Origin of the sequence: Pseudomonas sp. 43mfcvi1.1 (assembly GCF_900115935.1) — a bacterium.
Classification (GTDB): domain Bacteria; phylum Pseudomonadota; class Gammaproteobacteria; order Pseudomonadales; family Pseudomonadaceae; genus Aquipseudomonas; species Aquipseudomonas bijieensis.
The window spans coordinates 338313-363427 of the sequence record NZ_UETT01000004.1 but is presented as its reverse complement, the minus strand read 5'-3'; the positions used below and the strand labels follow the sequence as shown (position 1 = coordinate 363427).

21 protein-coding genes and 1 pseudogene are annotated in these 25115 nt (G+C 57.3%); 9 read left to right on the top strand and 13 right to left on the bottom strand.

Annotated elements, in window-relative coordinates:
• Positions 1-34: 34 nt before the first annotated feature.
• Both DTP52_RS10225 and DTP52_RS10220 read left to right on the top strand, forming a co-directional pair.
• Positions 35-1288 (top strand): OprD family porin, encoded by a 1254-nt coding sequence (locus DTP52_RS10225; protein ID WP_109753246.1) that lies wholly within the window; start codon positions 35-37, stop codon positions 1286-1288.
• A gap of 261 nt (positions 1289-1549) precedes the next feature.
• On the top strand, positions 1550-2806 hold the full coding sequence (locus DTP52_RS10220; RefSeq protein ID WP_109753388.1) for an MFS transporter: 1257 nt from the start codon (positions 1550-1552) through the stop codon (positions 2804-2806).
• A 203-nt stretch (positions 2807-3009) separates the two neighbouring features.
• On the opposite strand, the gene DTP52_RS10215 is transcribed toward DTP52_RS10220, so the two are convergent.
• Both DTP52_RS10215 and DTP52_RS10210 read right to left on the bottom strand, forming a co-directional pair.
• Positions 3010-3897 carry a GntR family transcriptional regulator gene (locus tag DTP52_RS10215; RefSeq protein ID WP_109753245.1) on the bottom strand — a complete coding sequence of 296 codons (888 nt, stop codon included), beginning with the start codon at positions 3895-3897 and terminating at the stop codon, positions 3010-3012.
• A gap of 117 nt (positions 3898-4014) precedes the next feature.
• Positions 4015-5331 carry a CitMHS family transporter gene (locus DTP52_RS10210; RefSeq protein ID WP_109753244.1) on the bottom strand — a complete coding sequence of 439 codons (1317 nt, stop codon included), beginning with the start codon at positions 5329-5331 and terminating at the stop codon, positions 4015-4017.
• Positions 5332-5680: 349 nt separating this feature from the next.
• On the opposite strand from DTP52_RS10210, the gene DTP52_RS10205 reads away from it, so the two are divergent.
• The 5 genes and pseudogenes from DTP52_RS10205 to DTP52_RS10185 form a co-directional block, all read left to right on the top strand.
• Positions 5681-8287 (top strand): aconitate hydratase, encoded by a 2607-nt coding sequence (locus DTP52_RS10205; RefSeq protein ID WP_109753243.1) that lies wholly within the window; start codon positions 5681-5683, stop codon positions 8285-8287.
• 31 nt (positions 8288-8318) lie between these two features.
• On the top strand, positions 8319-9467 hold the full coding sequence (prpF, locus tag DTP52_RS10200) for a 2-methylaconitate cis-trans isomerase PrpF (RefSeq protein WP_109753242.1): 1149 nt from the start codon (positions 8319-8321) through the stop codon (positions 9465-9467).
• A gap of 77 nt (positions 9468-9544) precedes the next feature.
• The gene (locus DTP52_RS10195; protein WP_256594250.1) at positions 9545-10771 is read left to right on the top strand and encodes a lactonase family protein; all 1227 of its coding nucleotides are present in this window, start codon (positions 9545-9547) and stop codon (positions 10769-10771) included.
• A gap of 27 nt (positions 10772-10798) precedes the next feature.
• Positions 10799-11551: an ABC transporter substrate-binding protein gene (locus DTP52_RS10190; protein WP_109753241.1), complete on the top strand. Its 753-nt coding sequence runs from the start codon at positions 10799-10801 to the stop codon at positions 11549-11551.
• 89 nt (positions 11552-11640) lie between these two features.
• Positions 11641-11875 (top strand): annotated as a pseudogene (locus tag DTP52_RS10185) (chemotaxis protein); the annotation flags it as partial.
• A gap of 138 nt (positions 11876-12013) precedes the next feature.
• Here DTP52_RS10185 and DTP52_RS10180 read toward each other — a convergent pair.
• From DTP52_RS10180 to DTP52_RS10155, 6 genes are all read right to left on the bottom strand, one after another.
• Positions 12014-12793 (bottom strand): fumarylacetoacetate hydrolase, encoded by a 780-nt coding sequence (locus tag DTP52_RS10180; RefSeq protein ID WP_249015214.1) that lies wholly within the window; start codon positions 12791-12793, stop codon positions 12014-12016.
• A 143-nt stretch (positions 12794-12936) separates the two neighbouring features.
• Positions 12937-14202: an MFS transporter gene (locus DTP52_RS10175; RefSeq protein WP_109753239.1), complete on the bottom strand. Its 1266-nt coding sequence runs from the start codon at positions 14200-14202 to the stop codon at positions 12937-12939.
• A gap of 130 nt (positions 14203-14332) precedes the next feature.
• Positions 14333-15382: a type III polyketide synthase gene (locus DTP52_RS10170; protein WP_109753238.1), complete on the bottom strand. Its 1050-nt coding sequence runs from the start codon at positions 15380-15382 to the stop codon at positions 14333-14335.
• Between the two features lie 157 nt (positions 15383-15539).
• A complete protein-coding gene (locus DTP52_RS10165; RefSeq protein ID WP_109753237.1) occupies positions 15540-15980 on the bottom strand; it encodes a Zn-ribbon domain-containing OB-fold protein in 441 nt (146 codons plus the stop codon).
• A gap of 10 nt (positions 15981-15990) precedes the next feature.
• Positions 15991-17187 carry a thiolase family protein gene (locus DTP52_RS10160; protein ID WP_109753236.1) on the bottom strand — a complete coding sequence of 399 codons (1197 nt, stop codon included), beginning with the start codon at positions 17185-17187 and terminating at the stop codon, positions 15991-15993.
• 30 nt (positions 17188-17217) lie between these two features.
• Positions 17218-18300: a hydroxymethylglutaryl-CoA synthase gene (locus DTP52_RS10155; RefSeq protein ID WP_109753235.1), complete on the bottom strand. Its 1083-nt coding sequence runs from the start codon at positions 18298-18300 to the stop codon at positions 17218-17220.
• 416 nt (positions 18301-18716) lie between these two features.
• On the opposite strand from DTP52_RS10155, the gene DTP52_RS10150 reads away from it, so the two are divergent.
• The gene (locus tag DTP52_RS10150) at positions 18717-19343 is read left to right on the top strand and encodes a TetR/AcrR family transcriptional regulator (protein WP_109753234.1); all 627 of its coding nucleotides are present in this window, start codon (positions 18717-18719) and stop codon (positions 19341-19343) included.
• Between the two features lie 19 nt (positions 19344-19362).
• Here DTP52_RS10150 and DTP52_RS10145 read toward each other — a convergent pair whose 3' ends face one another.
• Positions 19363-20244, bottom strand: coding sequence for a DAPG hydrolase family protein (locus tag DTP52_RS10145; RefSeq protein ID WP_109753233.1), 882 nt, complete (start codon positions 20242-20244; stop codon positions 19363-19365).
• Between the two features lie 147 nt (positions 20245-20391).
• On the opposite strand from DTP52_RS10145, the gene DTP52_RS10140 reads away from it, so the two are divergent.
• Complete coding sequence (locus DTP52_RS10140) at positions 20392-21069, top strand: TetR/AcrR family transcriptional regulator (RefSeq protein ID WP_109753232.1); 678 nt, start codon at positions 20392-20394, stop codon at positions 21067-21069.
• 24 nt (positions 21070-21093) lie between these two features.
• Here the strand turns inward: DTP52_RS10140 and DTP52_RS10135 are convergent, their stop codons facing one another.
• The 4 genes from DTP52_RS10135 to DTP52_RS10120 all read right to left on the bottom strand — a co-directional run bounded on the left by DTP52_RS10135 (position 21094) and on the right by DTP52_RS10120 (position 25031).
• A complete protein-coding gene (locus DTP52_RS10135; protein WP_109753231.1) occupies positions 21094-21564 on the bottom strand; it encodes a DoxX family protein in 471 nt (156 codons plus the stop codon).
• Positions 21565-21665: 101 nt separating this feature from the next.
• A complete protein-coding gene (locus DTP52_RS10130; protein WP_003200762.1) occupies positions 21666-21884 on the bottom strand; it encodes a 4-oxalocrotonate tautomerase family protein in 219 nt (72 codons plus the stop codon).
• Between the two features lie 139 nt (positions 21885-22023).
• A complete protein-coding gene (locus tag DTP52_RS10125) occupies positions 22024-23808 on the bottom strand; it encodes an IlvD/Edd family dehydratase (protein WP_109753230.1) in 1785 nt (594 codons plus the stop codon).
• 41 nt (positions 23809-23849) lie between these two features.
• A complete protein-coding gene (locus DTP52_RS10120; RefSeq protein ID WP_109753229.1) occupies positions 23850-25031 on the bottom strand; it encodes a fumarylacetoacetate hydrolase family protein in 1182 nt (393 codons plus the stop codon).
• Positions 25032-25115: the final 84 nt, after the last annotated feature.

Here is a 25115-nt window from a genome sequence, read left to right as displayed (position 1 = left end):
CCTGCACGCCAAATAACAACAACGAGTAACTCGAATGACCACTTTGCTTACCCGCGGGGCTTTGTTTCCAATCCTTGGGCTGTTGCCCCTGGCCACGGCCAGTGCCGAAGGCTTTATCGACGACAGCAAGCTCAAGCTGCAATTGCGCAACGTCTACTTCAACGAAAATTTTCGCGACGAGCACGGGATGAGTGCACGGGCGGCGAGGACCGCCAAGAGTGAGCGCACCGAATGGGCCCAAGGCTTCCTGCTGGATTACCAGTCGGGCTTTACGCCGGGCACCATTGGCTTTGGGGTCGATGCCCTGGGCCTGCTCGGGGTCAAGCTGGACTCCGGGCGTGGCCGCAGCGGTACCGGCCTGCTACCGGTGCATGACGACGGCCGCGCCGCCGACGAGTTTGCCAGCGCGGGCATGACCGCCAAGGCCAGGCTGGCCAAGACCACGCTCAAATACGGCACCTTGCTGCCCAAGACCCCGGTGCTGGTCTACAACGATGCGCGACTGTTGCCCCAGACTTACCAGGGCACCCAGATCACCAGCAGTGACATCGACAACCTCACTGTCACCGGCGGGTATCTGGAGCGTTTCAAGCTGCGGGATTCGAGCGACAGCATGCCTATCGTGCCCGACGGCTATGGTGGCGATAAGTCCGGTGACTTCAGCTATGCCGGCGCCGACTACAAGCTGGGCAAGAACATCCGCCTGAGTTACTTCTATGGCGAGCTGGAGAATTTCTATCGACAGAACTTTGTTGGCATCCAGCATGATCTGCCCCTGGGCGCCGGGGTGTTGACCAGCGACCTGCGTTACTTCAACAGCGTCGATTCGGGGTCGGCCTACGGCGGCAAGATCGACAACGACATGCTCAGCGGATCGCTGTCCTACGCCGTTGTCGGCCACACGTTGAGTGCTGGCTACCAGACCCTCAGTGGCGAGGCAGGTCTGCCTTATATCAGCGGTGCCACGGTGTACTCCTTCAGCAACGTCGGGATCGGCAAGTTCATCGAGGAAGACGAGAAGACCTGGATGCTCGGTTACGGCTATGACTTCGCTCGCCTCGGTGTGCCCGGCCTGACGTTTTCCACCCGCTACCTGAGCGGTAATGACGGCAAGTCCAACACCACGGTCAAAGAGTGGGAGCGTGACGCAGAGATTGCCTACGTGGTGCAGCAGGGTACGTTCAAGGGGCTGGGGGTGAAGTTGCGCAACTACGTCTATCGCTCGGATTATTCACGAGGTCGTGACAGCAACCGGATCTACTTCACCTACGATATCGCGCTTTGGTAGGTGATGTAGTTTACCTAAGAAAAACGATGGACCTGTGGCGAGGGAGCTTGCTCCCGCTCGGCTGCGAAGCAGCCGTGAACCGGTGGGTGCGGTATGTCTGTTTACGCGTTCGGCACGTTTGGGGCCGCTTCGCGACCCAGCGGGAGCGATCCCTGGCCACGGTTTCCTCAGTGGCCTCGGGTTCGTCACGGTGGTTCGGTTAGATTCTTTGCGACATCATGGCGTCAATCAACTTTGGGCAAAACCCTCATCGAGGCCGCTGTGGATCGAAACCTGGACCGACGCAACAACCTTTCCCTGGATGGCCTGAACTTCTTCCTCGCGGATGTGCGTGATGGGTTGGGTCCGTACCTGGCGATCTACCTCCTGGCGGTGCATCGCTGGGACCCGGCCAGCATTGGCGTGGTGATGACCGTGGCGGCGATGGCCGGCCTCGTTGCCCAGGCGCCCGCCGGAGCGCTGATCGACCGGGTGCGCAGCAAGCGCGCCGTGGTGGCCGTGGCGGCCTTGTTGGTGACGCTGGGTTGCCTGGTGCTACCGTTCACTTCTTCCTTCGGCCTGGTGGCGTTGACCCAGGCGCTCGGCGCCGTGGCGGCGTCGGTCTTCGCGCCGGCAATTGCGGCGATTTCCCTGGGCATCACTGGCGCCAGGGCCTTTACGCGGCGTACTGGGCGCAACGAAACATTCAACCACGCGGGCAATGCCTGCGCGGCGCTGCTGGCGGGTGGGTTCGCCTGGTTGTTCGGTCCTATCGCGGTGTTCTACCTGATGGCCGCGATGGCACTGGCCAGCATCGTAGCGGTCAGTTGCGTGTCCGCCGAGGCCATCGACCATGATGTGGCCCGGGGCCTGGAAGTCGGTCAGTCAGTACAGGGGCCGGCACCCTCGGCGCTGCGCGTGTTGCTGGACAACCGCACGCTGCTGTTGTTCGCCATTTGCTGCGGGCTGTTCCATCTGGCGAATGCGGCGATGCTCCCGCTGGTCAGCCAGAAGCTCGCCCAGGCCAATGCACACCTGGCCACGCCGCTGACGTCGGCCTGTATCGTCGCCGCGCAGCTGGTCATGGTGCCCATGGCGTGGCTGGTCGGCGTCAAGGCCGATGCCTGGGGACGCAAGCCGTTGTTGCTGGCCGGCTTCCTGATCCTGCCCATCCGAGGTGTGTTGTACGTGCTCTCGGATGATCCTTATTGGTTGGTGGCGGTGCAGTTGCTCGATGGTATCGGTGCCGGTTTGTTTGGCGCATTGTTTCCCCTGGTGGTGAAGGACCTGACCCAGGGCACCGGACGTTTCAACGTCAGTCTCGGAGTGCTCTCGACGGTGTTCGGGTTCGGCGCGGCGTTGAGTAACAGCTTGGCCGGTTTTGTGGTGCAAGGGGCCGGCTATAGCGCCGCGTTCCTGACCCTGGCGGCGATTGCCGCGCTGGCCTTCGGCCTGTTGCTGGTGATGCCCGAGACCTTCATGCCCAGCCGCGTTTCACAGCCCGGTACGCTTCCCCTGTCCGACGGTGAGGTTGCTTGACCACTGTCAGGCAGACACGTTAGCCAATGCTTGTGTTGTTTGAATCATAAAATGAGCTTTATGTAGATATAAATCAATTTGTGGGCTTTATGATTGACTGATCCGACGACTAGCTGGATGCGGTCGATTGGCAAAGTCCAGGCAGGGGAAAGCGAACATGGCCTGTCAGGCCGCGCTTGGGATGAATGAGGGAGGAGGGAAGCCTATTCGAACAGCGCGGGATCTACTTTTTTACGTCGGGCCTGCTCCAGATGCTTGCGCATTTGGTCTGCTGCCGCCAATCGATCCCCGCGTTCCAGGCAGTCGAGGATAGTGAGATGCTCCTCCGCCTGGCCTTTGCGCGGGGCCCGTGTACTGGCTTGACGGTACTCCACCAGCCGACGTAATTGGTCGATGCGCCGCACAGTTTGTTGAAGGAAACGATTGCCGGAACACGCGGCGAGGGTTTCGTGAAACAGTGAGTTCGCCTCGAACAGCTCTTGAGCAGTCATGGTCAGGTAACCGCCGTTGGCAATGAACTCCTGCTGCTTGCGGCAGCTGGCAAGCGTCTCCCGGTCGATCTGGAAGGTGGGTGAGAGCAGGCCTGCCGGTTCGATGGTGGCGCGGAACGAATAGCTTTCCTCATACGCCTCCACAGAGTCAATCATGGGCAGAAGCCGCCATCCTTGACCCGCACGTTGTTCAATCCATCCTTCCTGCTGGATGCGTGAGAGAACCGCTCTTAGCGCTGCCCGAGACACATCAAACCGACGCATGAACTCAATCTCGGTGAACAGCTCTGGGAGCTGTCGGCTAAGACGTAGTTCGGCAAATTTCAGGTAAAGCGGGTCGTCACTGTTCTCCATGACTTCCGAGACGAGATCGCCTAATTCGTCGCTGGAGCGGGCTAGAAAAAAGCCACGGTTGCGATCGTAGATGAGCATGCCCTTTTCGACCAGATGGGCCATGGCAAACTTGACCGGTGTACGTGAAACATTGAGCGTTGTGGCCAACTGTGACTCGACCAGGTGGTGTCCTATATCGAAGCGCTCACGACGCACGTGAGAAACAATGTCACGCGCAATGCGTGCTTGCAGAGGGCTTAGAGGCATTAGATCGAGAACCGAATAGAGCTGGCCATGGAATCACCATTCTAGCGCGTCGATAAGCTTAACGGCAGAGGTCGGTTTTTTACCTCTGCCGTGACTTCGACAGCTTGAAAGCCTGTTTTAGCGCACTTGATAAAACGGGAACGCACCAAACAGAAGGCCGCCTATCAACAGGCCGAAGCTCGCAAAAATGGCCCATTTAAGAGCGAAGCGTTGATGATCTCCGAGATCTACCTTGGCCAACGCAACGAGCAGGTAGAGTGATGGGACCAGTGGGCTGAGCAGGTGCACAGGCTGACCGACCACCGAAGCACGTGCGATTTCCAGTGGGGTTATCCCGTATTGAACTGCGGTTTGCGCAATCACCGGCAGAATGCCGAAGTAGAACGCGTCGTTCGACATGAAGAATGTAAACGGCATGCTGACGAGGGCGGTGAATACAGCCAGGAACGGGCCGAAGCTTGGTGGAATTACATGCAGCAAGCTCTTGGCCATGGAGTCCACCATGCCGGTTCCGGAAAGGATCCCTGTGAAAATGCCTGCCGCGAAAATGACAGCTGTAACTGCCAGCACGTTCATTGCGTGAGCGGCAATGCGAGCTTTTTGCTGCTCGATGTTTGGATAGTTGAGCATGATGGCGATAGCGAAGCCGACCATGAACAAGATCTGGATTGGCATGGCACCAATGATCAAGCACGCGATCAGGCCTAGCGTCAGAATCAGGTTTGGCCAGAACATCTTCGGACGACGATTTTCATCGCATTCTTCTGCTGAACCGTTACCCAGCGACATGGAACCATGATGGAAGTCATCCAGGTGAAGAATGCCAAGGCGCGTGCGCTCTTTGCGACCAATGACTACAGCGGTCAAGATCAGGCATGCAGCGCCTAGCAGCATGCCTGGAATCATTGGCAGGAAAATCTCCATCGCGTCCACGTGCAGTGCCGCAGCGGCGCGGGCGGTCGGGCCACCCCACGGAGAAATATTCATGATGCCGCTGGCAATGTTCACCAGGCATGTCATGCCCAATACGCTCATTCCCAGTCGCTGGTACAGCGGCAAGAAGGCAGCACAGGCGATCATGTACGTAGTCGAACTATCGCCATCGAGCGATACAAGCATCGTCAGAATGGCTGTTCCCACCGAGACCTTAAGAGGGTCGCCTTTCACCACTTTCAGGATGAAGCGCACAAGGCCGTCAAACAGCCCTGCGTCAATCATGATGCCGAAGTAGAGAATCGAGAAGGTCAGCATCACGCCGGTTGGTGCAAGCGTTTTGACGCCGTCGAGCATCATGGCGCCGAGACCTGCGTAGTGGCCTCCAATCAACGCGAAAATGATCGGTATCAAGATCAATGCGATGAGCGCGGAAAGGCGCTTCGTCATGATCAGGTACATGAAACAGATGACCATTGAAAAGCCAAGGACTGTTAGCACGGTCGAACTCCCATTTTTCTAGACGTATGTGGCTCTCGTCAGCCATGTGGCCGGGATAGCGCCATGGCTTTCAGATCGAGACTGGCTCGATACAAATGGGAGTGAAGGTGTCGCTGGGGCATGTGAGCTTGATCATGGTGGGCCTCGATTTTCTTATGTTTATTTTTTCTACCGTGCCTGACCGGGTGCTACGGCGCAGGAGCGAGTGTGCACAGTAGAAATCGTTGGTTGGGTCTGTCCGGTCACGTGGGTGAGATGAATCGGACGATTCAACATTGACCTATATCATGACAAAGTGCAATATTGCCCTCACAAAAACATTGCCCGTGCAGCCAGTGAGGATTAGCCAATGCCTATGTCAAAGGGTCGAACCGTTACCGCAAGCGGAATCGAGTACCGTGTCAGTGATATCCGTGGAGTTGTCACTGACCTGGGCGGCGATTACGCGAAGCTGCCTTACAGCTTGCGAATCCTTGCCGAAAACGTTTTGCGTGGTGAGGCTGATCCCGAGGCCGCACTGAAAGTGATTTGTGCCCGCTCCAAAAACTTCGATATCCCATTCCGTCCGGCTCGGGTTGTGCTTCAGGATCTGCTCGGTACGCCGGCATTGGTCGACCTCGCTGGTCTGCGTGATGCCGTCGCCGCAAAAGGTGGCAACCCACGTTTGGTAAACCCAGTGACGCCAACTCACCTGGTGGTGGATCACTCGCTTAACGTCGAGCGCTGGGGTGATGCCAGCGCACTCGCTGACAACGAGGCCATCGAGCGTGAACGCAATGCCGAGCGCTTCCAGTTCCTGGACTGGTGCAATAAGGCATTCAGCAACCTTTCGATTATTCCGTCGGGCAAAGGCATCCTTCACCAAATCAACCTTGAGCGTCTCACCACCGTTGTCGGTACTCAGCGCCGGGGCGATGAGCTGTGGGCTTTTCCCGATACCCTGGTAGGCACCGACAGCCACACCACCATGATCAACGCCATCGGCGTGCTGGGTTGGGGTGTCGGCGGTATCGAGGCTGAAGCTGCAATGCTGGGCAAATCGCTCATGCTGCGCTTGCCGGAAATCGTTGGCGTACGGCTGGAGGGCACTTTGCCGCAGGGCTATTTGGCGACAGACATCGCTTTGGCCCTGACTGAGCAACTGCGCAAAGTCGGTGTGATCGGTTCGTTCTTGGAGTTCTTCGGCCCGGGCGTACCGCAGTTGTCGCTGGCGGATCGTGGAACCTTGTCGAACATGGCGCCGGAATTTGGTGCAACAGCGGCAATGTTCGCCATCGATGACCGTACCCTGCAATACATGCGTATGACAGGACGTGGTGGTCAGATTTCGGACCTGACGCAAGCGTATGCACGTGCACAAGGCCTTTGGCATGACAGCCTTGGCAATGCTGAATACAACCGTGTCGTGACACTTGATTTGAGCTCTGTTGCACGCTCTATTGCCGGGCCGAAGCAACCCCACCAACGCATTGTGTTGGGACAGAAATCGCCTGCCGACCATCTTCCTGACTGTCTGGATAATGGCTCAGTGGTGCTTGCCGCTATCACCAGTTGCACAAACACTTCCAACCCTCGCGGCGTTATTGCAGCCGGTCTGGTTGCGCGAAATGCACGCAAGCGTGGATTGAAGAGAGCTGCGTGGGTGAAAACCTCGTTTGCTCCAGGTTCCATGGTGGTCTCTGATTATCTTGAGCGTTCCGGACTGAATGAAGACCTGGACGCCTTGGGTTTCAACCTGGTTGGGTACGGTTGCACCACTTGCAATGGTATGTCCGGCCCGTTGCTGAGCACCGAAATCGAAGACGAAATTCGTGCCCGCAAGCTGGAAACCGTAGCCGTTACTTCCGGCAACCGGAACTTTGAAGGCCGTGTTCACCCGCTGGCACGGGAAGTCTTCATCATGTCGCCGCCGCTGATCGTTGCTTACGCTATTGCGGGTACATACCTGATCGACCCGGAAAAAGATGCATTGGGCCTCGACGACGATGGTGTGCCGGTTTATCTCCACGAGTTGTGGCCAAGCGATGAGGAGTTGGCTCAAATCGAAGCAGATAATCTGACTGCGGATTTGTTCGACAAGGCCTACGAAGATGTTCCGCGTGAAGCCGGCTTGATTGCCAGCGATCTGCGCGCCGGCGTCAGTGATCAATATGCTTGGCAAGCGAGCAGTACCTACATCCGCAAACCGCCGTACTGGAGCGATGCGGTGAGTGCGACAGACACCACCAAAGACCTCAGCAACATGCGTGTGTTGGCCATGCTCTCGGACAACATCACTACCGATCACATCTCGCCGTCCGGCGCGATTCTTCCAGAAAGCGATGCGGGCCAATACCTGCAATCCCATGGCATCGCAGTGCCGGACTTCAACTCCTATGGTACGCGCCGTGGCAACCATGAAGCGGCGCAGCGTGCAACCTTCGCAAGCCCTCGCCTGAAAAATGAACTGCTTGAAGATGGCCGTGAAGGCCCATGGACGTTGCTTCTGCCCGAGAAAGAAGTCACCACGATTTTCCAGGCCGCCGAGATCTACGCACAACGTAAGCAATCGCTGATCGTCGTTGCCGGCAAGGAGTACGGAAGTGGCTCCTCGCGCGACTGGGCCGCAAAAGGCCCTCGTCTGCTGGGTGTTCGTGTGGTCGTAGCCGAAAGCTTCGAACGTATTCACCGCACCAACCTGGCTGGCCTCGGCATTCTTCCGCTGCAGTTTGAGGCAGGTGTTTCTCGCCAGAGTCTGGGCTTGAACGGACGCGAGACATTCAGCGTCGAGGGCATCACAGAAGACTTCCAACCGGGCGCCAGAATCACGCTGGTGATCGAGCGTGAGAACGGTGAGAAAGAGCGCGTCACGGTCGTGAGTCGTCTGGATACCTTCGAAGACGTTCGCTACTTCCGCAGCGGCGGTCTGCTGCCACAGCTTCTGATCGAAAGCATGAAGAGCGCCCCCGTTAACTGATGCAACGCTGATCCGTTGGAGTAAATTTGAAATGACCCAAAGACGTATTCCTGCCGTTTACATGCGTGGCGGTTCAAGCAAGGGCGTGTTCTTTCTTGACGAAAGCCTGCCACCGGCAGGCGCCGAGCGTGATGCGATCCTGCTTCGTGTCATTGGGAGCCCCGATGTCTACGGCAAACAGATAGACGGTATGGGGGGCGCAACCTCCAGCACCAGCAAGGTTGTGGTCATCGGCAAATCCACACGGGAAGACTGCGATGTGGATTACCTGTTCGGTGCTCCGGCTATCGAGACGCCTGTCATTGACTGGTCGGGCAACTGCGGCAACTTGAGCTCGGCGGTCGGCCCATATGCCATCTCCGAGGGGCTGGTGGATGCACCTCGCGATGGCGTGGCAGTTGTTCGCATATGGCAGGCCAATATCCAGAGGCGAATCATCGCCCACGTTCCAATGCGTAATGGCGAGGTTCAGGAAGAAGGGGATTTCGTACTCGATGGCGTCGCTTTTCCTGCTGCCGAAGTTGTCCTGGAGTTCCTCAACCCGGGTGGTTCAGATGGCAGCATTCTTCCAACTGGGAATGCCATCGACGAATTGGACATTCCAGGCCTCGGTCATCTGCCAGTGACCCTGCTCAATGCGGGTAACCCGACCATCTTTATCGATGCAGATAAGGTGGGTCTTAAAGGTACCGAAACTCAAGACCAGGTAAACGGTGATGCTGAACTGCTTGCACGGCTTGAGACCATTCGTGCGCATTGCACGGTAGCCATGGGGCTGGCTGAAACGGCGGAAGAAGCCACGCGATTGCGTCCCCACACGCCGAAGCTTTGCATGATTGCCCAGCCTCAAGCCTACCCAGCAGCGGGTGGCAAACAGGTTAAGCCCGCTGACATTGACGTGATTGCTCGGATTCTCTCGATGGGCAAGCTTCATCACGCGATCACTGGTACCGGTGCCGTGGCTGTCGCTGTTGCGGCGGCGCTCGAAGGCACGCTCGTCAATCGCATTGTCGGTGATATCGGTGATCGCCAGGTGCGCATGGGCCACACCGCAGGCAGTGTCGCCGTGGGTGCCAAAACGGTCTTGGAGGACGGTGTCTGGGTGGTTGAAAAAGCTGTCATGAGCCGTAGCGCTCGTCGATTGATGGAAGGCTGGGTGCGTATCCCCGAAGTCATCTGATTTGCCACTGTGGATGCCGAGTTCTGCTCGGCATCACACATTTGAATTCGATAATAAAAACAAAAGAGATATCTCTCATGAATGCTTCCGAACTCTCAGGTCATCTGATGTATCGCCGTCGATTCGCTCAGTTGTCTGCCATCGCGGCAGGAGGGATCGTGGCAGGCTTGTTCAACATTCCTGCAAGCGCTGCTTCCTCGAGTGATGAAAACAAAATGGCGGGCAATAAAGCCGCTCAGACTCCTCGGTTTGCATACGTTGGATCCAGGACAACCAAGGAGCGAAATGCACGTGGCGTGGGCATAACGGTTTATCGTTACGACCCGGAAAGTGGAGCCTGTGTGTTGGTTCAAACGCTGGATGAGTTGGTGAATCCGTCGTTTCTAGCCTTCGACAACTCTCAGAACCATCTCTACTGCGTTCACGGCGATCAGAGTGAGGTCAGCTCTTTCGCAATCGATTCAAAATCGGGTGTTCTGACCAAGCTCAATACCGTCAGCACACAAGGTAAGAATCCTGTTCATCTCAGTGTTGACCCCACCAATAAATTCCTGGCTGTCGCTAATTACGCGACAGGCAGCTTCGCCTTATTCCCTATCCGAGAGGATGGCAGCCTGGGTGACTTGTCCCACGCCGAATCGCTTTCGGGTGAAGCTGGCCCCCATAAGGTCGAACAGGGCGGCAGCCACCCCCACATGATTCCTTTCGATCCGTCAGGGCGGTATGTGGTCATTCCTGACAAGGGGCTCGATGGGATCTTCGTGTACCGCGTCCGAAACAATAACGCGAAACTTGAGGCGACTCAGGTCAGCTTGATCAAGACGAGAGAGGGCGCAGGACCGCGCCATATTGTCTTCGCTGCTGACGCTCGTCATGCCTATGTCGTTAATGAACTCGACAGCAGTGTCACGGGCTACGCCTACGAGGCAGATCACGGAACGCTCACGCCGAAGGAAATACTTTCCACCTTGCCACGGACGTTTACGGGCAATAGTCGTGCAGCGGCAATTGTCCTGGCACCCTCAGGCAGGCATCTGTACGTATCGAACCGGGGGCACGATAGTGTGGCCACCTTCCTGATCAGTGAAAGTGGTGAGTTTGTGGCCCTAGGGCACACGCCTTCGCAAGGTCGAAAGCCGCGCTTCATGAATCTGACCCCGGATGGCGCTCGCCTGTTTGTTGCCAACGAGGAAACTGACAATATCGTCGCTTTCGACGTCGACATAAATACCGGTGGCCTGACTGCAAATGCCCAGGTGATCAAAACCGGCAGCCCGGTTTGCATGATTTTCAAAACGACCTGACAGCCAGAGCCTTAGAGGTGAATAGTCATGATTTTAGATATTGCGGCTGTACGTGGTGATTTAGCCCCCAGCGGTGAACTGCGGGTAGCCATCAACTTAGGCAATCCTGTCCTGGCTCAACGTGATGAAACCACCGGCAACCTGGGGGGAGTCTCCGTTGCGCTCGCCAATGCATTGGCGAACGAGTTGGGCCTCGTTGCCAGGCTGACGCCATATGATGCTGCCGGAAAAGTATTTGCTGCCTTGGAGGACGGACTCTGGGATTTGGCTTTTTTGGCTATAGAGCCGGTGCGTGCAGAGAAGATCGCCTTCTCAAGTCCTTATGTGAGTATCGATGGAACCTACCTCGTACGCATGGATAGTTCATTCCAAAAAGCCGCGGACCTGGATGGCCAGGGCCACAGGATTTCCGTGGGCCGTGGTGCCGCGTATGACCTGTATCTCTCACGCACCTTGCAGCACTCTGAACTCGTCAGGGCAGACACCTCCGCGAGCGCGGTTGATCTGTTTCTTGAGCAGGAACTGGAGGCGGCGGCAGGGGTTCGACAGCCATTGGAACGCTTCGCCCGTTCCACTCCAGGAGTAAGAGTGCTGGCAGATAACTTCACGGAAATTCGCCAGGCGATGGCTGTTCCGAAGGCACGGAAAATGGCTGCCGAATACATCGAGAATTTTATTTGCCGTCTTGTGAGGGATGGCTTCGTAGCCAGAGCGTTAGCTGAGAGCGGTCAAAGTGACGCGCGTGTCGTACTGCCAGTTTTACCGACTGCTCCCATCTAAGGGGGGCTTCGTGGGAGATCCCCTTGAGCGGGACGAAACCACAGTGGGGCAGTTTTCTATGCACCCTTGCGCTAGGGGGGGTGGAGGCGTTGTTGGTGGAGATCGCCGAAGGCGTAGCGAGGATCAGCGATCGGAACATTCAGATTGCTTCCGCGGCGGAGGAGCAGAGCGCGGTGTCCGAAGACATCAATCGCAACGTGAACGATCAATGACCTGGTGATCCAGGTGAGTGCCGGTGCCGAGCAGACAGCAATCACCAGCCAGGAACTGGCGCGCCTGGCCGAGTACCAGCAACAGTGGGTCAGTCGCTTCAAGGTGGCGTAGATCCCAGCGTCCCGGGCCTTTGGTGAAAGGCCCGGGTTTGCTCAAACGATATCGTCGATCGGGCTGTGGTCTGTCTGCGGCTGCATCGTTCGACGCTGCTCGATGGTGAACTGACCAATCCATGCTCATAGAAGTCGATCAGAACTTCTTGGGCACAGACAGGGGCAGGTCAATACAGCCGTGGTCAGGTGTACGTCGCGCAGGCAATGGAACCAGCGAAACCAGCTCCTCTTCGACGATTTGATTGTTCATGGCCAACTCCAGCTCGGGGCAGTCGATGCTGAGCCAGTCACCGTGTTGGAGCGGCACATTCGCAGTGCGATGGCTCAAGCTGTGAAACACGTAGTGAACCAGTCCGGGCTCGAGAAACTGCTCGTGTTTCTCCAGGAACTCTTGGGAGTATCGACGCAAACTTTGCCAACGATGCAAGCTCATCCGATGGTGACTTGCCGTCAAGGGTTGGCCATCGCGTTCTATCTGGACGTTGATGGCCAGATCAGCCTGCAATTCCCCCACGATCAAGGCCGGGGCAATCGCACAGGTACGCAAGTGGGCATGGGTTGAAGAAATGGCGTCACGGCTGTGCAATACATGATCGTGAATATCGTTGCCCAAGGTAAAACCAATGAAGCGCAGTGCGCCAAACTGGTCGACCCAGTAAAGACAGACAATGCACGGCTCGCTACTGATGCTTTGTGAGTGATAAGGAACCTGCAAGGGGTCGCCGTCGGTCTTGAGCAGTCGACCGTTGCCTTTGTAGTACCAGGCCTGTTCTGTCTTGGCGGTACAGAGGGTGATTTCGCTGATCTGGACCAATAGATTGTTATCGGGCTTTAGCGGCGGTCGGTATTTCACCGCCGCTGGCGTAAGCGGGTAGGGCGTGGACGGCAGGCCATTTAGATAGGACTCCCAGTCCATATTCCGCTCAGCACAATGGGCCAGGGCTTCATAAAGATTTCCCTGGGGAGGACGCACTTCCCGACTTTGACCGGATTTGAAGTCAAAGACACCAAGGCCTCCTTGCGGCACTGGAGAGTCCAGCAACATCACATAATGGGTCATTACTTATCCTCCAGGGTCAAGCGTACGGATAGGGGGGCATAGTCCTTGAGCCCGTTGAAGAGCGGGTTGGCCTCTTTGAGCCACAAGGACAGCAAACCACCGGTCAAACTTCCGGCCAGTGCCAGGAACAGGATTGCGGTGAGGCCCCACGTCATGGCGATGTAGCCGGCGACGACAGGCGCGACGCCTCCGCCCAGAATCTCTCCGCAGCCCACCACTAGCCCTGTCGCGGTGGCCAATAAACTGGGCGGTACTGATTCGCTGGTCAGCGGGCCGACCGTTATGCAGATCAGGCTGAAGTTGATGAAGGACAAGAAAAATAATTGAAGAAACAGGAGCCAGGGCAGTGGAGGACTGATGATCAATAAGCCCACTAACAGTGCGCTGATCATGAAGCAGATGGAAACCACGGGCTTGCGACCCAATTGGTCGGACAAGCCGGGAATGACCAGTTGGCCAAAGAAACCACCCAGGCCAATGGCGGAAATGATCATGGCCATGGAGAAATTGCTCAGGTGCAGAATGTCTGTCAGGTAGCTGGGGAGCAGGGCACACAGCACGAACTGGCACGTCAGGATGCAAAGCATCAAGGCAATATTGAGCCGCACATTGCCGCTGGACAGGGCCGTCCTCCACTGGCTTCTGGAGGTGTGTGCAATCGATGCAGTGCTGGGCGCCCGGGTTGGTTGGTAAGTTTTATAGAGATACCAGGCCACTAACAGGCCGGGTAACGAAATGATGGCGAACACGGCACGCCAGGATCCGAACACTTCAAGCAAGACGCCGGCCAGCAGCGGTCCGAGGCACAGGCCGATGATGGGGAACAATGCCTGTTGAATACCCAGATTGAGTCCGCGCCGACAGGGCTGCGAGACTTCATCGGTAACTATGATACTGACTGGGGTGAATGCACCTTCACAGACGCCCATCAAGGCACGCAAGAGCACCAGGCCCACCAGGCTGGTGATCAATGCGGACGCACCGGCCAGGAGGGATAACAGGGTGATCGACAGCACCAGCAACTTCTTGGTGCCCAATACCCTGATGGCGGCACCCATGAACAGGGCCGAGCCTCCCCATGCGAATGCCAGGATGGCCGACAGCATGCTCAAGTCCTGATAGTCCAGGGCCAAGTCACGCATGATCACCGGGAACAGCGGCATGATGATGAACCTGTCCAGCCCTACCAGCCCGAAGCTCAGCGACAAAAGCGTGATCATGCGTCTTTCATAGCCGCCCCAAGGTCGAGCGACCAGATACTTCATCTCCATGTTCTTTCCCCTTCTTTCCCTAGCGCTTTCGAAGCTCTCTTGAACGAGGTGAACGCCTGCGATCAATACGCCTGTAGCCAGGGGCAGGTGCCCCTGGCTGGGTGCTGGTGCGTTATCCGGTCTGTCAGGCGACCCACTTGCCCACGGCCATTTCAGCGGTGAAACCCGGGCCGAAGGCCGCCAACATGCCAGTCGCGCCATCGACAGGCCCGCTGTCGAACTGGCGCTTGAGCACATCGAAGACCACCACGCTGGCGATGTTCCCGGCTTCGCTCAAACTGTCGCGGGATTGCGCGACCCTGCCGGGTTCCAAGTCCAATTGCAGGACCAGTTCATCAAGAATTTTCCGTCCGCCGGTATGGAAGATGAAAAAGTCATTTTGAGCGCAATGTTGATTGAAGGTCTCGTAGTTCAATTCCTCCATCATGGGCGCGACATCTTTAATGGAGTTCATGACCGCCTTGTCCAGGGTAAAGTGAAAGCCACTGTCTTTGACGTCGTATTTAATGTAGTGCTCGCTGTCAGGCAGGAAGTAAGACCCCGTCTTGGCGATCTTGAAACCAGGCGCCTGGTCGTCGGCTCGCATTACGCAGGCCGATACGGCATCGCCGAATAATGCCGCTGAGATGAACGCGTGCAACTTGGTGTCCTGGGGTTGATAGCAGAGCGACGAGAACTCCAGGGAGACGATGAGCACATGGTTGTCCGGCGCGAGACTGGCGAAGTCATTGGCTCGATTGATCGCCGCAGCGCCTGCCACGCATCCCAGTTGAGCGATAGGCAGTTGTACGGTCGACGTTCGCAGGCCCAGGTCGTTGATCAAGTGGGCCGTCAGCGAAGGCATCATGAAACCCGTGCACGATGTCACAGCGACCATTCGAATGTCGTCTGTGGTCAGCCCGGCATTCTCGATGGCTTGGCGCGCCGCGATGGATGACATGCGGCGGGCCTCGCGCTCATAAACGATGCTGCGATGGGTGAAGCCGGTATGCACTGCCAGTTCATCGATGGGCAGGACCAAGTGTCGCTCGTTCACCTGTGTGTTTTGAATCATGCGTTTGGCAAGAGCCATTCTCGGGTGATCATCATGCAACTGCTCTAGATGCTCGATCATTTGTTGCTGGGTGATCTTGTATTGCGGGAACAGCAGACTGGGTTTGCAAAGAGTAGACATGACAAGTCCTCGGCTAAAAGCCAATAAATTTAGAAACATGTTTAAGGCAATGACAGCAAAGCTGGACTCTGAAAAACAGAATCAAAGCAACGGGCTTGGAGGCCAAAAACTTGACTGTTGTTATCGATAACGCGGGTATGGCGGACGTCTAAGTTTGTTATTTCACCAATACAAACTTATAGGCATATTGCCAAGCCAAGTTGCTTTCCCGGACATGTTTTCGAATGACCATGCGTACGGGCGCACCGCTGACAACTTGCCGGGGATCGATGACGTCAACTATTTCCGAGGCAATCACCAGACCGTCATCCAGACGCACCATCGCCATGTAGCGAGGCACGGTTTCGCCATAGCCCATGGCCGCAAGTATGGGGTTCTCGGCATGGGCGCTGACTTGGATAGTGCCGGTGCGTGCGCAGCGATACGGTTCTACGTTCAACGAGTTGCACGCGCCGCAAACTGTGCGCCGAGGGAAGAAGATTTCTTCGCAATCCTGGCACCGGCTGCCTTCGAGGCGGTATTTACCGCCGTGTTCGCGCCATTCGCGCAACATGCTGGCGGTGGTCATGCGGTGAATTTGTTCAGGGTAAAGGGACATGGTCGGCTCCTTAATCGTTGGAAAGCACAATGACGCTGTTGTGCGCGGCGTAACCGCCCAGGTTTTGCGAGACACCAATACGGGCGCCTTTGACTTGGTTGTTGGACTCGCCGCGAAGCTGCCGGAACAATTCAGTAATGTGCAAAATCCCATCGCAACCGGAAGCGTGGCCGCGTCCGATGTTGCCGCCGTCAGTGTTCAGGGGAAGTTGCCCATCAAGGGCTATGCCGCCTTCCAATACAAAGTCGCCTGCCTGGCCTGGACCACATACGCCCATGGACTCCATTTGAATCAACCCGGCGCCCAGCAAGTCGTAGACTTGCGCCACATCGATATCCTTTGCGGTGATACCGGCTTTTTTGTAGGCGATTTCGGCGCAGGCCAGCGAGTTGGCGGAAACCGCCATGCCGACATCTTTTGGCAGCCCCGGAAATTGCAGCGTCGGGTTGTGATAGCGCGTGCCGAAATAGTGCGATACACCGGTGTAGGCACAGCCACGGACAAATACCGGTTGGGTCGTGTAACGGTGCACAAGGTGTTCGGCAACCAGGATGGCGCATCCGCTGGCTTCACCCCAGGCCAGCATGGAGCCGCATGCTTCGCTATTTTTGAGTGTTTCGAGGGACGGGATCGGCACGCCATAACGGGTAGCCGTGGGAGTGTTATGGGCATAAATGCGCATCTGCCGCCCAAAGGTAGCCAATACATCCGCTTCGCGTCCTGCATAGCCGTACTTTTCAAAATATTCGGCGGTCGCCAGGGCGAAGGCGTCTGTGTGAGAGATGCCTAGAAAATAATCGTATTCACATTCAGTGCTGGAGCCGATGTACTCGGCGTAGTTGAAGTGGTCGGTCATTTTTTCAAAGCCGCCACACAGAACGATGTCGTATTCACCTGAGGCGACCATTTGGTGAGCCATCTGGAAAGACACCGAACTGCTGGTGCAGTTGGCCGTACTCATGAACGTGGGGGCAGGGCTGATCCCCAAGGCATCGGAGATGGTGGGGCCCAGGCCTCCGTATTCAGAAATGCCTTCACCGTGGTACCCGTAGGCAACTGCCTGGAGTTCGCGAGGGTGCATCTTGATGGCGTTGAGTGCCTGGTAGGCGGACTCGACGATCATCTCCTTGAAAGTCTGGCGAACTCTGGAACTGCCAGGTTTAGGGGTATAGGCAGCCGAAACGATAGCAACGCGTCGTGCGCACATAAAAAGGTGCTCCTTGCTGGATGATTGGAATCAGAGATAGGCCGTCAGGGCATAGTCGGGCCGCAAGTATTTGAACTCGTACTTGATCGACGTCCCGTAATCCACGTAGTACTTATCCTCCAGCAGCGTGCGCAGCGGAACGTTGGTTTTTTGATAGGCTTCGATGGCATCGGTGACGGTCAGGGCAATGGCATCGCTGCCTGCACCAAATCCATAGGAAACCAACAGGATTCTTTCGCCAGGACGCGCTTGATCGAGTACGTTGACCAGGCCCAACAAAGGACTCGCGGCTCCAGCGTCGCCGACACTCTGGGCATAGATGCCAGGTTCGATTTGGGCCTTGGTGAATCCCAGGTGCTTGCCGAGAGAGTAGGGGGTCGATACCAGGTTTTGTTGGAAGACGACGTAATCGAAATCATCGGCTTGCGCATGGATCTTGGCCATCAATCCCGAGGCGGCGCGGCGAGTCTGGTCCTCGAGGCCGATACTGTTCTTGTCCGAGCCCAATCCCATTCCCGAGCGGATGTAGCGGTCCCCTTGAGGCCTGATGTTGTCAGCGACATCCGCCGCGCAAGAAAAACTTGCGTCAAAATGCGCGATCACATTTTCTGTCCCCAACAGCAAGGCCGCGGCTCCGGCTCCGGCATAGGACTCCGTCAAGTCACCGGGGGCGGTGTTGCGGTTGATCGTATCGGCGCCCACCGCCAAAGCGTTGCCCACCATGCCCGACGCTACCAAGGCGTACGCGATCTGGAGGGCGCTGGTGCCTGATTTGCCGGCAAACTGCACGTCTGCGCAAAAGGCGTCATAGCCGCAGCCGAGCATTTCCAGGATGATTGCGGCCGAGGCCCGGGAGTCGTAAGGATTGGTGCAGGTGCCAAGATAAAGCGCTTCAAGGGAACAAGGTGGTGCCTTGTCCAGCGCGCGTTGGGCGGCGAGGACACCCAAGGTTATGACATCCTCGTCGGGTTGCAGGACGGCCCTTTCAATAACGCCCAATTGGTCCTTTACCAAGCTCAGATCGGTGTTTTTCCACACCTGGATCACGTCGTCCACCTTGAGCCGGCAGACCGGGATACCCGAGCCATAGCTCACTATTCCTACCTTATTCATGTGTACATCCTCCAGATTCCGTTCTTTCACCTGTTGGCCGGGGCCGTGACAAGCGCATGAAATATTTAGAAACTATCTATTGGTACCCGCAAAGCGATACTGGCGGTCATATGCCCGTAAATCGGCAGGTTCACCAGGCAGAACCTACCGGTCAGCATGTGAACAATGGGTTTGTTCTCGTCCAATTATTATGTATGATACGAAACGTGCCGTATCGTTAAGGTCGCGTTAAAAATTTATGAATTTCCTTCTCCGATTTCCTTACATAGAGGCAATAAGCACTCCAGAGGCCCGCTGCTAAGCAGAAGCTGAGATCAAATAAACATACAAAACGAAACGATCCGTTTCATTGCTTTTCGAGAGAATCCTATACCCTGAGTCTCTTTTGTCAAGCGCCATATTGGAGATTTTGAATTATGGCCCGTAAACCATCTCGGAGCTCCATTGGCTCATTGAGGAGCCCTCACACGCACAAAGCGATCATTATTTCCGCCATAGAAACCCTTAAGGAGTGCGGTTATTCGGGGTTGAGCATCGAGGCTGTGGCTCGCCGTGCCGGCGCAAGTAAACCGACCATCTATCGGTGGTGGGGTAACAAGGCAGCCTTGATCGCCGAGGTCTACGAGAGTGAAAGCGAGCAGATTCGCAAAGAGCCTGATAAAGGCTCCTTCAAGGAGAACCTCAATTTCTTGCTGCTCAATCTATGGAAGGTCTGGCGAGAAACGATTTGCGGGGAGGCTTTTCGGTGCGTCATCGCTGAGGCCCAGCTCGATCCCAGTACGCTGCCAAAACTGAAAGATGAATTCATGGAGCGGCGTAGGGAGTTGCCTCGCAAGCTGGTGGAAAATGCCATTCAGCAAGGCGAGTTACCCAAGGATACGTCGCGTGAACTGCTTTTGGACATGATCTTTGGGTTCTGCTGGTACCGGCTGTTGACTGAGCAGTTGGAGGTGGAAGCGGATATCAATGAGTTCACGACACTTCTGCTGAACGGGGTATTGCGCCCGACTTCGGCAGCGGTTCAGGGCGCCGCCGAAGCCTGATTATCGGGTGGGGTTGTCCTTACTTTGCGCCACTGAATTGCGCATGAAGGCTCGGCAGGATGCTGGCCAGGTGGTTGAACTCACACATGTCATGCACTGCAAATTCATAAGCCAGGGTTTCCAACTCCACTTCCCCCAGGCCGCTTTCTTCCAGGAGCTGGGCGGCTCGCTCGGCGCCTGGAAAACGCTGCATGGCAGGGTGGTTGCCGACCCAGTAACGGCTCGTCAGATACAAACCTTCCGGGCATTCCTTGAACAAGTGCGCCATCAACGACACAGGCACTTGTGGTTCGTGGGCCAGGCTCATCAAGGCGCTGACGCTGCCATCTATCTTGGATTCGCGATACAGATCCGGACAGAAGCCCAGCTCGCAGGGATCCCTGAAATGAATGTGCAGGTGCATGAGACGGTCGCCGACGTACTCAGAGGCGCAAAAGGTATTCCCATACAAGCTTTCCTCAAAGCTCAAGGTAGTGTCGCTGAGACGCTCGTGATGAACGCAGGGGTTTTCCACATGGGCATAAGGAAACCACAAGGTGTAGCGTTCAGCCTCCAACGGATGCCACATGAACCACCACTTGAGCATCTCAGCTGTGCAGTTGGGAAAAAACTTGCGGCTTTGCACATAAGCCATCGGCCCTGGCAGCAAGGCGTAGCCTGCCTCTTCGCTAATGAAATCAGCAGCGAGCATGCGGTTGAGGTCTTCAATACTGGGCGTCAAGGTGTCAGCCAGCGGCATGGGGCCTTGCTGTATTTTTTCGACAGCACTGAGCGGCACGCTGATCTTCGAGCGGAAAAATTCGGCGTAGGGTTTTCCTTGAATGGCCTGTTGATTGGCCAGGAACTGCTTCTGCATTGGCAATGAGAAGTAGGTGAAAGGTGTCATTACGCGCGCTTCCATGACGATATTTCCTTGATAGTGCGTGAGAAGCCGCAGCATCGGCTGCGAAGTCCTCACGCGGTGTTGTAAAGGGACAATGACGGGACCAAAATAGGTAGGCTGAAATAAAAAGTCAAATTTGAATTAGAACTATAAAGAGATGAGCTCATGGACAATGCCATTGGCAAGCCTTCCCTGCCTCGTGCTTCGCGGCTCGATGGGCAGGCAACGCGGCTGCAGATTCTGGAAAAGGCCGGTGAACTGTTTGCCGAGCAGGGGTTGGCCAACACCACCAGCAAGCAGATTTGTGAACGTTCGCAAGCCAACAGTGCGGCGGTGAACTATCACTTCGTGAATAAAGAGGGCCTGTATCGCGCAGTGTTGCTCGAAGCCCATGCTCGGTTGGTGCAACTGGAAACGCTGGTTTCGCTTAACGAGCGGCCAGGTTCACCGCAGGACAAGTTGCGTGCGCTCATTACCGTGCTGGTCGAGCGCCTGCACAATCATCCCGATGGCTGGGCGCTGAAAGTGCTCACGCGCGAAGTGCTTTCGCCTTCTCCCGAGTTTGAGGTGGTGCTCAAGGAGCAATCGTTTCCCAAGGCACACATCCTGCGTGGCTTGCTTGGACAAATCATGAACTTGCCGGCGGATCACCCGACAACGTTGCGCAGCGCCATCAGCGTCTTCGCACCCTGTCTTTTCTTGCTTATAGCCCATCAGCCGCTAAAGCAGCATGTACTGCAGGGGTTGAGTCTCGAGCCGCAGGGCTTGATAGACCACATGATGAGCTATGCCCTAGGTGGCCTCCAGGCAGTGGCGGCGACTGCGCACGATGCTGCAAGCTGACACCGGGGCCGCCATCATCGGCGTCTACCGCTGGCGCGAGTCCAATGAATAGGCTCCGCCGCCGCGCGCGACGATGTAGAGGGCGAGAAAGCCCATCAGTACCGGAAACTCAATGCCTCGGTCTATCCAAGGCCATGTCGGTCCCAGCGCATAGCTGATTGCAAGCATTTGAATGGCGATCAGCAGGGCGACGAGTCGCGTACCCAACCCCATCGCCAGCATGATTGCACCGACCGTCTCCAGAAGCATGACCAGAAAGGCAAGCTGTGCAGCGAAAGGCAGCCCCATCACGTTCTGGATAAGGTTGATCGAGGCGGCCATTGGATCTGCCATCGAGCCGTGAGAGCTGCGCAGAGCCTTTGGTAAACCGTGGGTCAACAGGACCACGGCGAAGATAATCCGCAGCAAGGCGTACAAATAGGGTTCGAAGCTGGCGACCCGTGCAGTCACGGTGGCCTGCGCGTGGCGCAGCGACGATAAGTCTTGAGTTGTCATGGGGAATCCCTGGCAGGGTGGCTTGAAGCGCCGGCGCATGAGTTCGATACGACCCCCGGCGCGAGGCGAGGGTCGATACCTCTGCGAATACTCCGAAGGCGCTATTGTCCTTTGGCGGGCAGGCCCATTTTCGCTAGCGTCAGCGTTTCATCGGCGCGTCCCCATCCGCCGTCTGCGACCTCTTCGACAAGGACCATGGTGAAGGGGCGGACCCCTTCGCCGAAGTACTCGACGAACATTTCGGTGGTGCGATGGATGATTTCTTCTTTGCGGGCGTGGTCCAGGATTCCTTCGGGGAATTTGTAGTTGGCGAATGGCATGGATCGACTCCGTGGGTGTAGGAAAGATGCGGTAGGGACAACGACCCCTTGCGCGCATCTTTCCCCTTTAGGTCCATGGAATAAATCCCTCTGGATTGTCATCAGCATTCAACATGCGTGAACAATCGGCAGCCTTGGCTCAGTGCGAATGACGCGGCTCGCCGCTACGGGCGATCACGCGCAGATGCAACGTGGCCGGCTCCAGGCAGCCCCCCGTGGACAGTTGCCCCACCAGTTGCCGGTACAGCTCCTGCCAGGGCGTTTGCGAAGGTGGGATGTTCGGCGTCCACTCGAGTCGGCGTCGGGCCATCTCGGCATCGTCGATCAGCAGGTTCACGGTGCGCGTGTTCAGGTCCACTTTCAGCCGGTCATTGGTTTTCAGCAACGCCAGGCCGCCACCCACGGCCGCTTCAGGGGACATATTGAGGATCGATGGGCTTGCCGATGTGCCGCTCTGGCGGCCGTCGCCCAGGCAAGGCAGGGAGTCGATGCCTTGTTTGATCAGCGATGCCGGAGGGGCCATGTTCACCACTTCGGCGCTGCCGGGGTAACCCACGGTGCCAACGCCGCGGATTACCAGGATGCAGCGCTCGTCGATGTCCAGCGCCGGGTCGTCGATCCGGGCGTGATAATCCTCCGGTCCTTCGAACACGATGGCCCTGGCTTCGAAACTGTTTTCTGCGCCGGGCTCGGACAGGTAGGTCTTGCGAAACGCCTCGCCCACCACCGACATCTTCATGATCGCGCTGTCGAAGAAATTGCCGCTGAGCACAATGAACCCGGCTCGGTGTTTGAGCGGGGTGTCGAAGGGGTAGATTACATCGGCGTTGCTGGTCAGGCTGCTGCGCACGATTTCGCCGATGGTCTTGCCGCTGACCGTGGCGCAGTCTTCATGCAGGCGTCCGGCTTTTTGCAATTCATGCATCACCGCGGGCACGCCGCCGGCCCGATGGAAACCTTCACCCAGGTACTTGCCCGCCGGCATGCAATTGACCAGCAGCGGCACGTCCTCGCCGATCCGTTGCCAGTCACCCAGGCTCAGCTCGACGCCCATGTGCCGGGCGATGGCAATCAGGTGCGGCGGGCAGTTGCTCGAAGCGCCCAGGGCCGAGGCGACGGCGATGGCGTTCTCGAAAGCCTGGCGGGTCATGATCTGTGACGGGCGGACGTCTTGCAGCACCAGTTCGCAGATGCGCTTGCCGGTGGCATAGGCCATCTGCCCGCGTTCGCGATAGGGCGCCGGAATGCTCGCGCAACCAGGCAGCGACATGCCCAGGGCTTCGGCCAGGGCGTTCATCGACAGGGCGGTGCCCATGGTGTTGCAGTGGCCCACCGATGGCGATGCCGCAGTGGTCATTTCCATGAAGCCTTCGTAGTCGATCTCGCCGGCGGCCATCAGGTTGCGCGCATGCCAGAGCACAGTGCCGGAGCCGATCAGCTCGCCCTTGTGGTGGCCGTCGAGCATCGGTCCGCCGGACAGGACAATCGCCGGCAGGTCGGTGGTCGCCGCCGCCATCAGGCAGGCCGGGGTGGTCTTGTCGCAACCGGTGGTGAGCACCACGCCGTCCAATGGATAGCCATGAAGGATCTCCACCAGCCCCAGGTAGGCCAGGTTACGGTCCAGTGCCGCCGTGGGTCGGCGCGATTGTTCGGCGATCGGGTGCACCGGGAACTCCATGGGAATGCCACCGGCGTCGCGGATACCGGCCTTGACCCGTTGGGCCAGTTCCAGGTGATGACGGTTGCAAGGGGTCAGGTCGCTGCCGGTCTGGGCGATGCCGATGATCGGGCGTCCCGATTGCAGCTCCTCGCGGGTCATCCCGTAGTTCATGTAGCGTTCGACATACAGGGCTGTCATATCTGCGTGGGCAGGGTCATTGAACCATTGCTCGCTGCGCAGGCGGCGTTTTGGCGTGTCAGTCATGATTCATTTCTCTCTTGTAATTAGGCGAATCGGCAAACGGTTCAGCGGGCGAGCAGTCCTCGGGCGGCCAGGTTGCGCAGCAAGGCGCCGACGCCAAAGGTCCAGGGTGTGGCGTCGCAGCTGTGGGTCACTTGATTATGCAGGCTGCCGAGCAACGGGCTGCTGATACTGACCCGGTCACCCAGTTTGTGGGTGAAACCGCTGCCGGCATGATCACGGTCTGCGGTGGGGGCGAACAGAGTACCCAGAAACAACAGGAAGCCATCCGGATATTGGTGATTGCCGTTGAGTGTCTGGCCTGCCAGGTCCTGTGGGTCACGGCTGATCTGGCTCATGGAGCTCGAGCCGCGCAGGCGGTAACCGTCCTCGCCTTGAACCTCCAGATCGACCACGCAGGCCCGCACATCATCGAGGCTGAAGCACTCGTCAAACAGGCGAATGAACGGACCGATGGCGCAGGATGCATTGTTGTCCTTGGCCTTGCTCAGCAACAGCGCACTGCGACCTTCGAAATCCCGCAGATTGACGTCGTTACCCAGGCTGGCGCCGTGGATCTGGCCCCGGCTGTTCACCGCCAGCACCACCTCAGGTTCCGGATTGTTCCATTGCGAGCCGGGATGAATGCCGATGCGGTTGCCGCTGCCGACGGCGGAGAGAACCGGGGCCTTGGTGAAGATTTCCGCATCCGGGCCGATGCCGACTTCCAGGTACTGCGACCACATGCCCTGTTCGATGAGCCAGGCTTTCAGGCGCATGGCCTGCTCGGAGCCCGGCACGATCGAGCGCAAGTTGTCGCCGATCACGCTGTGCACGGTGGCGCGCACGGCTTCGGCTTTTGCCGCGTCACCGCTGGCCTGTTCCTCGATCACTCGCTCGATCATGCTGGCGGCGAAGGTCACGCCGGCGGCCTTGATCACTTGCAGATCCAGAGGGGGCAAAAGCGACGGTTTGGATGGGTCGGTATCGGGGCCGGTGTTGGCCAGCAGCGCCTCGACACTGGCGATGAAGGTGCCGGGTGTCTGTCTCACGGCGGCCAAGGGCGATTCTGTTTCCAGCAAATCACTCAATGTCGCAAAACGATCCGACAGATCGAACACACCGTCGCTGCGCAACGCAATTGGCGAAGGCCCGGCGACGTGGCCAGGCACCCAGGCACGACCAATCAGGGTGCCGGCCACGCCATCGGCGGGCAGGGTGTTCTCGGGAGTAAGCATCAGCGACATGGGCAGTCTTCCTGGTTCGTAAAGCTTTCAAGCTAGGGCGCGCTGTTGATGAACTCCAATGAGATATATTCAGTATCTGATAAC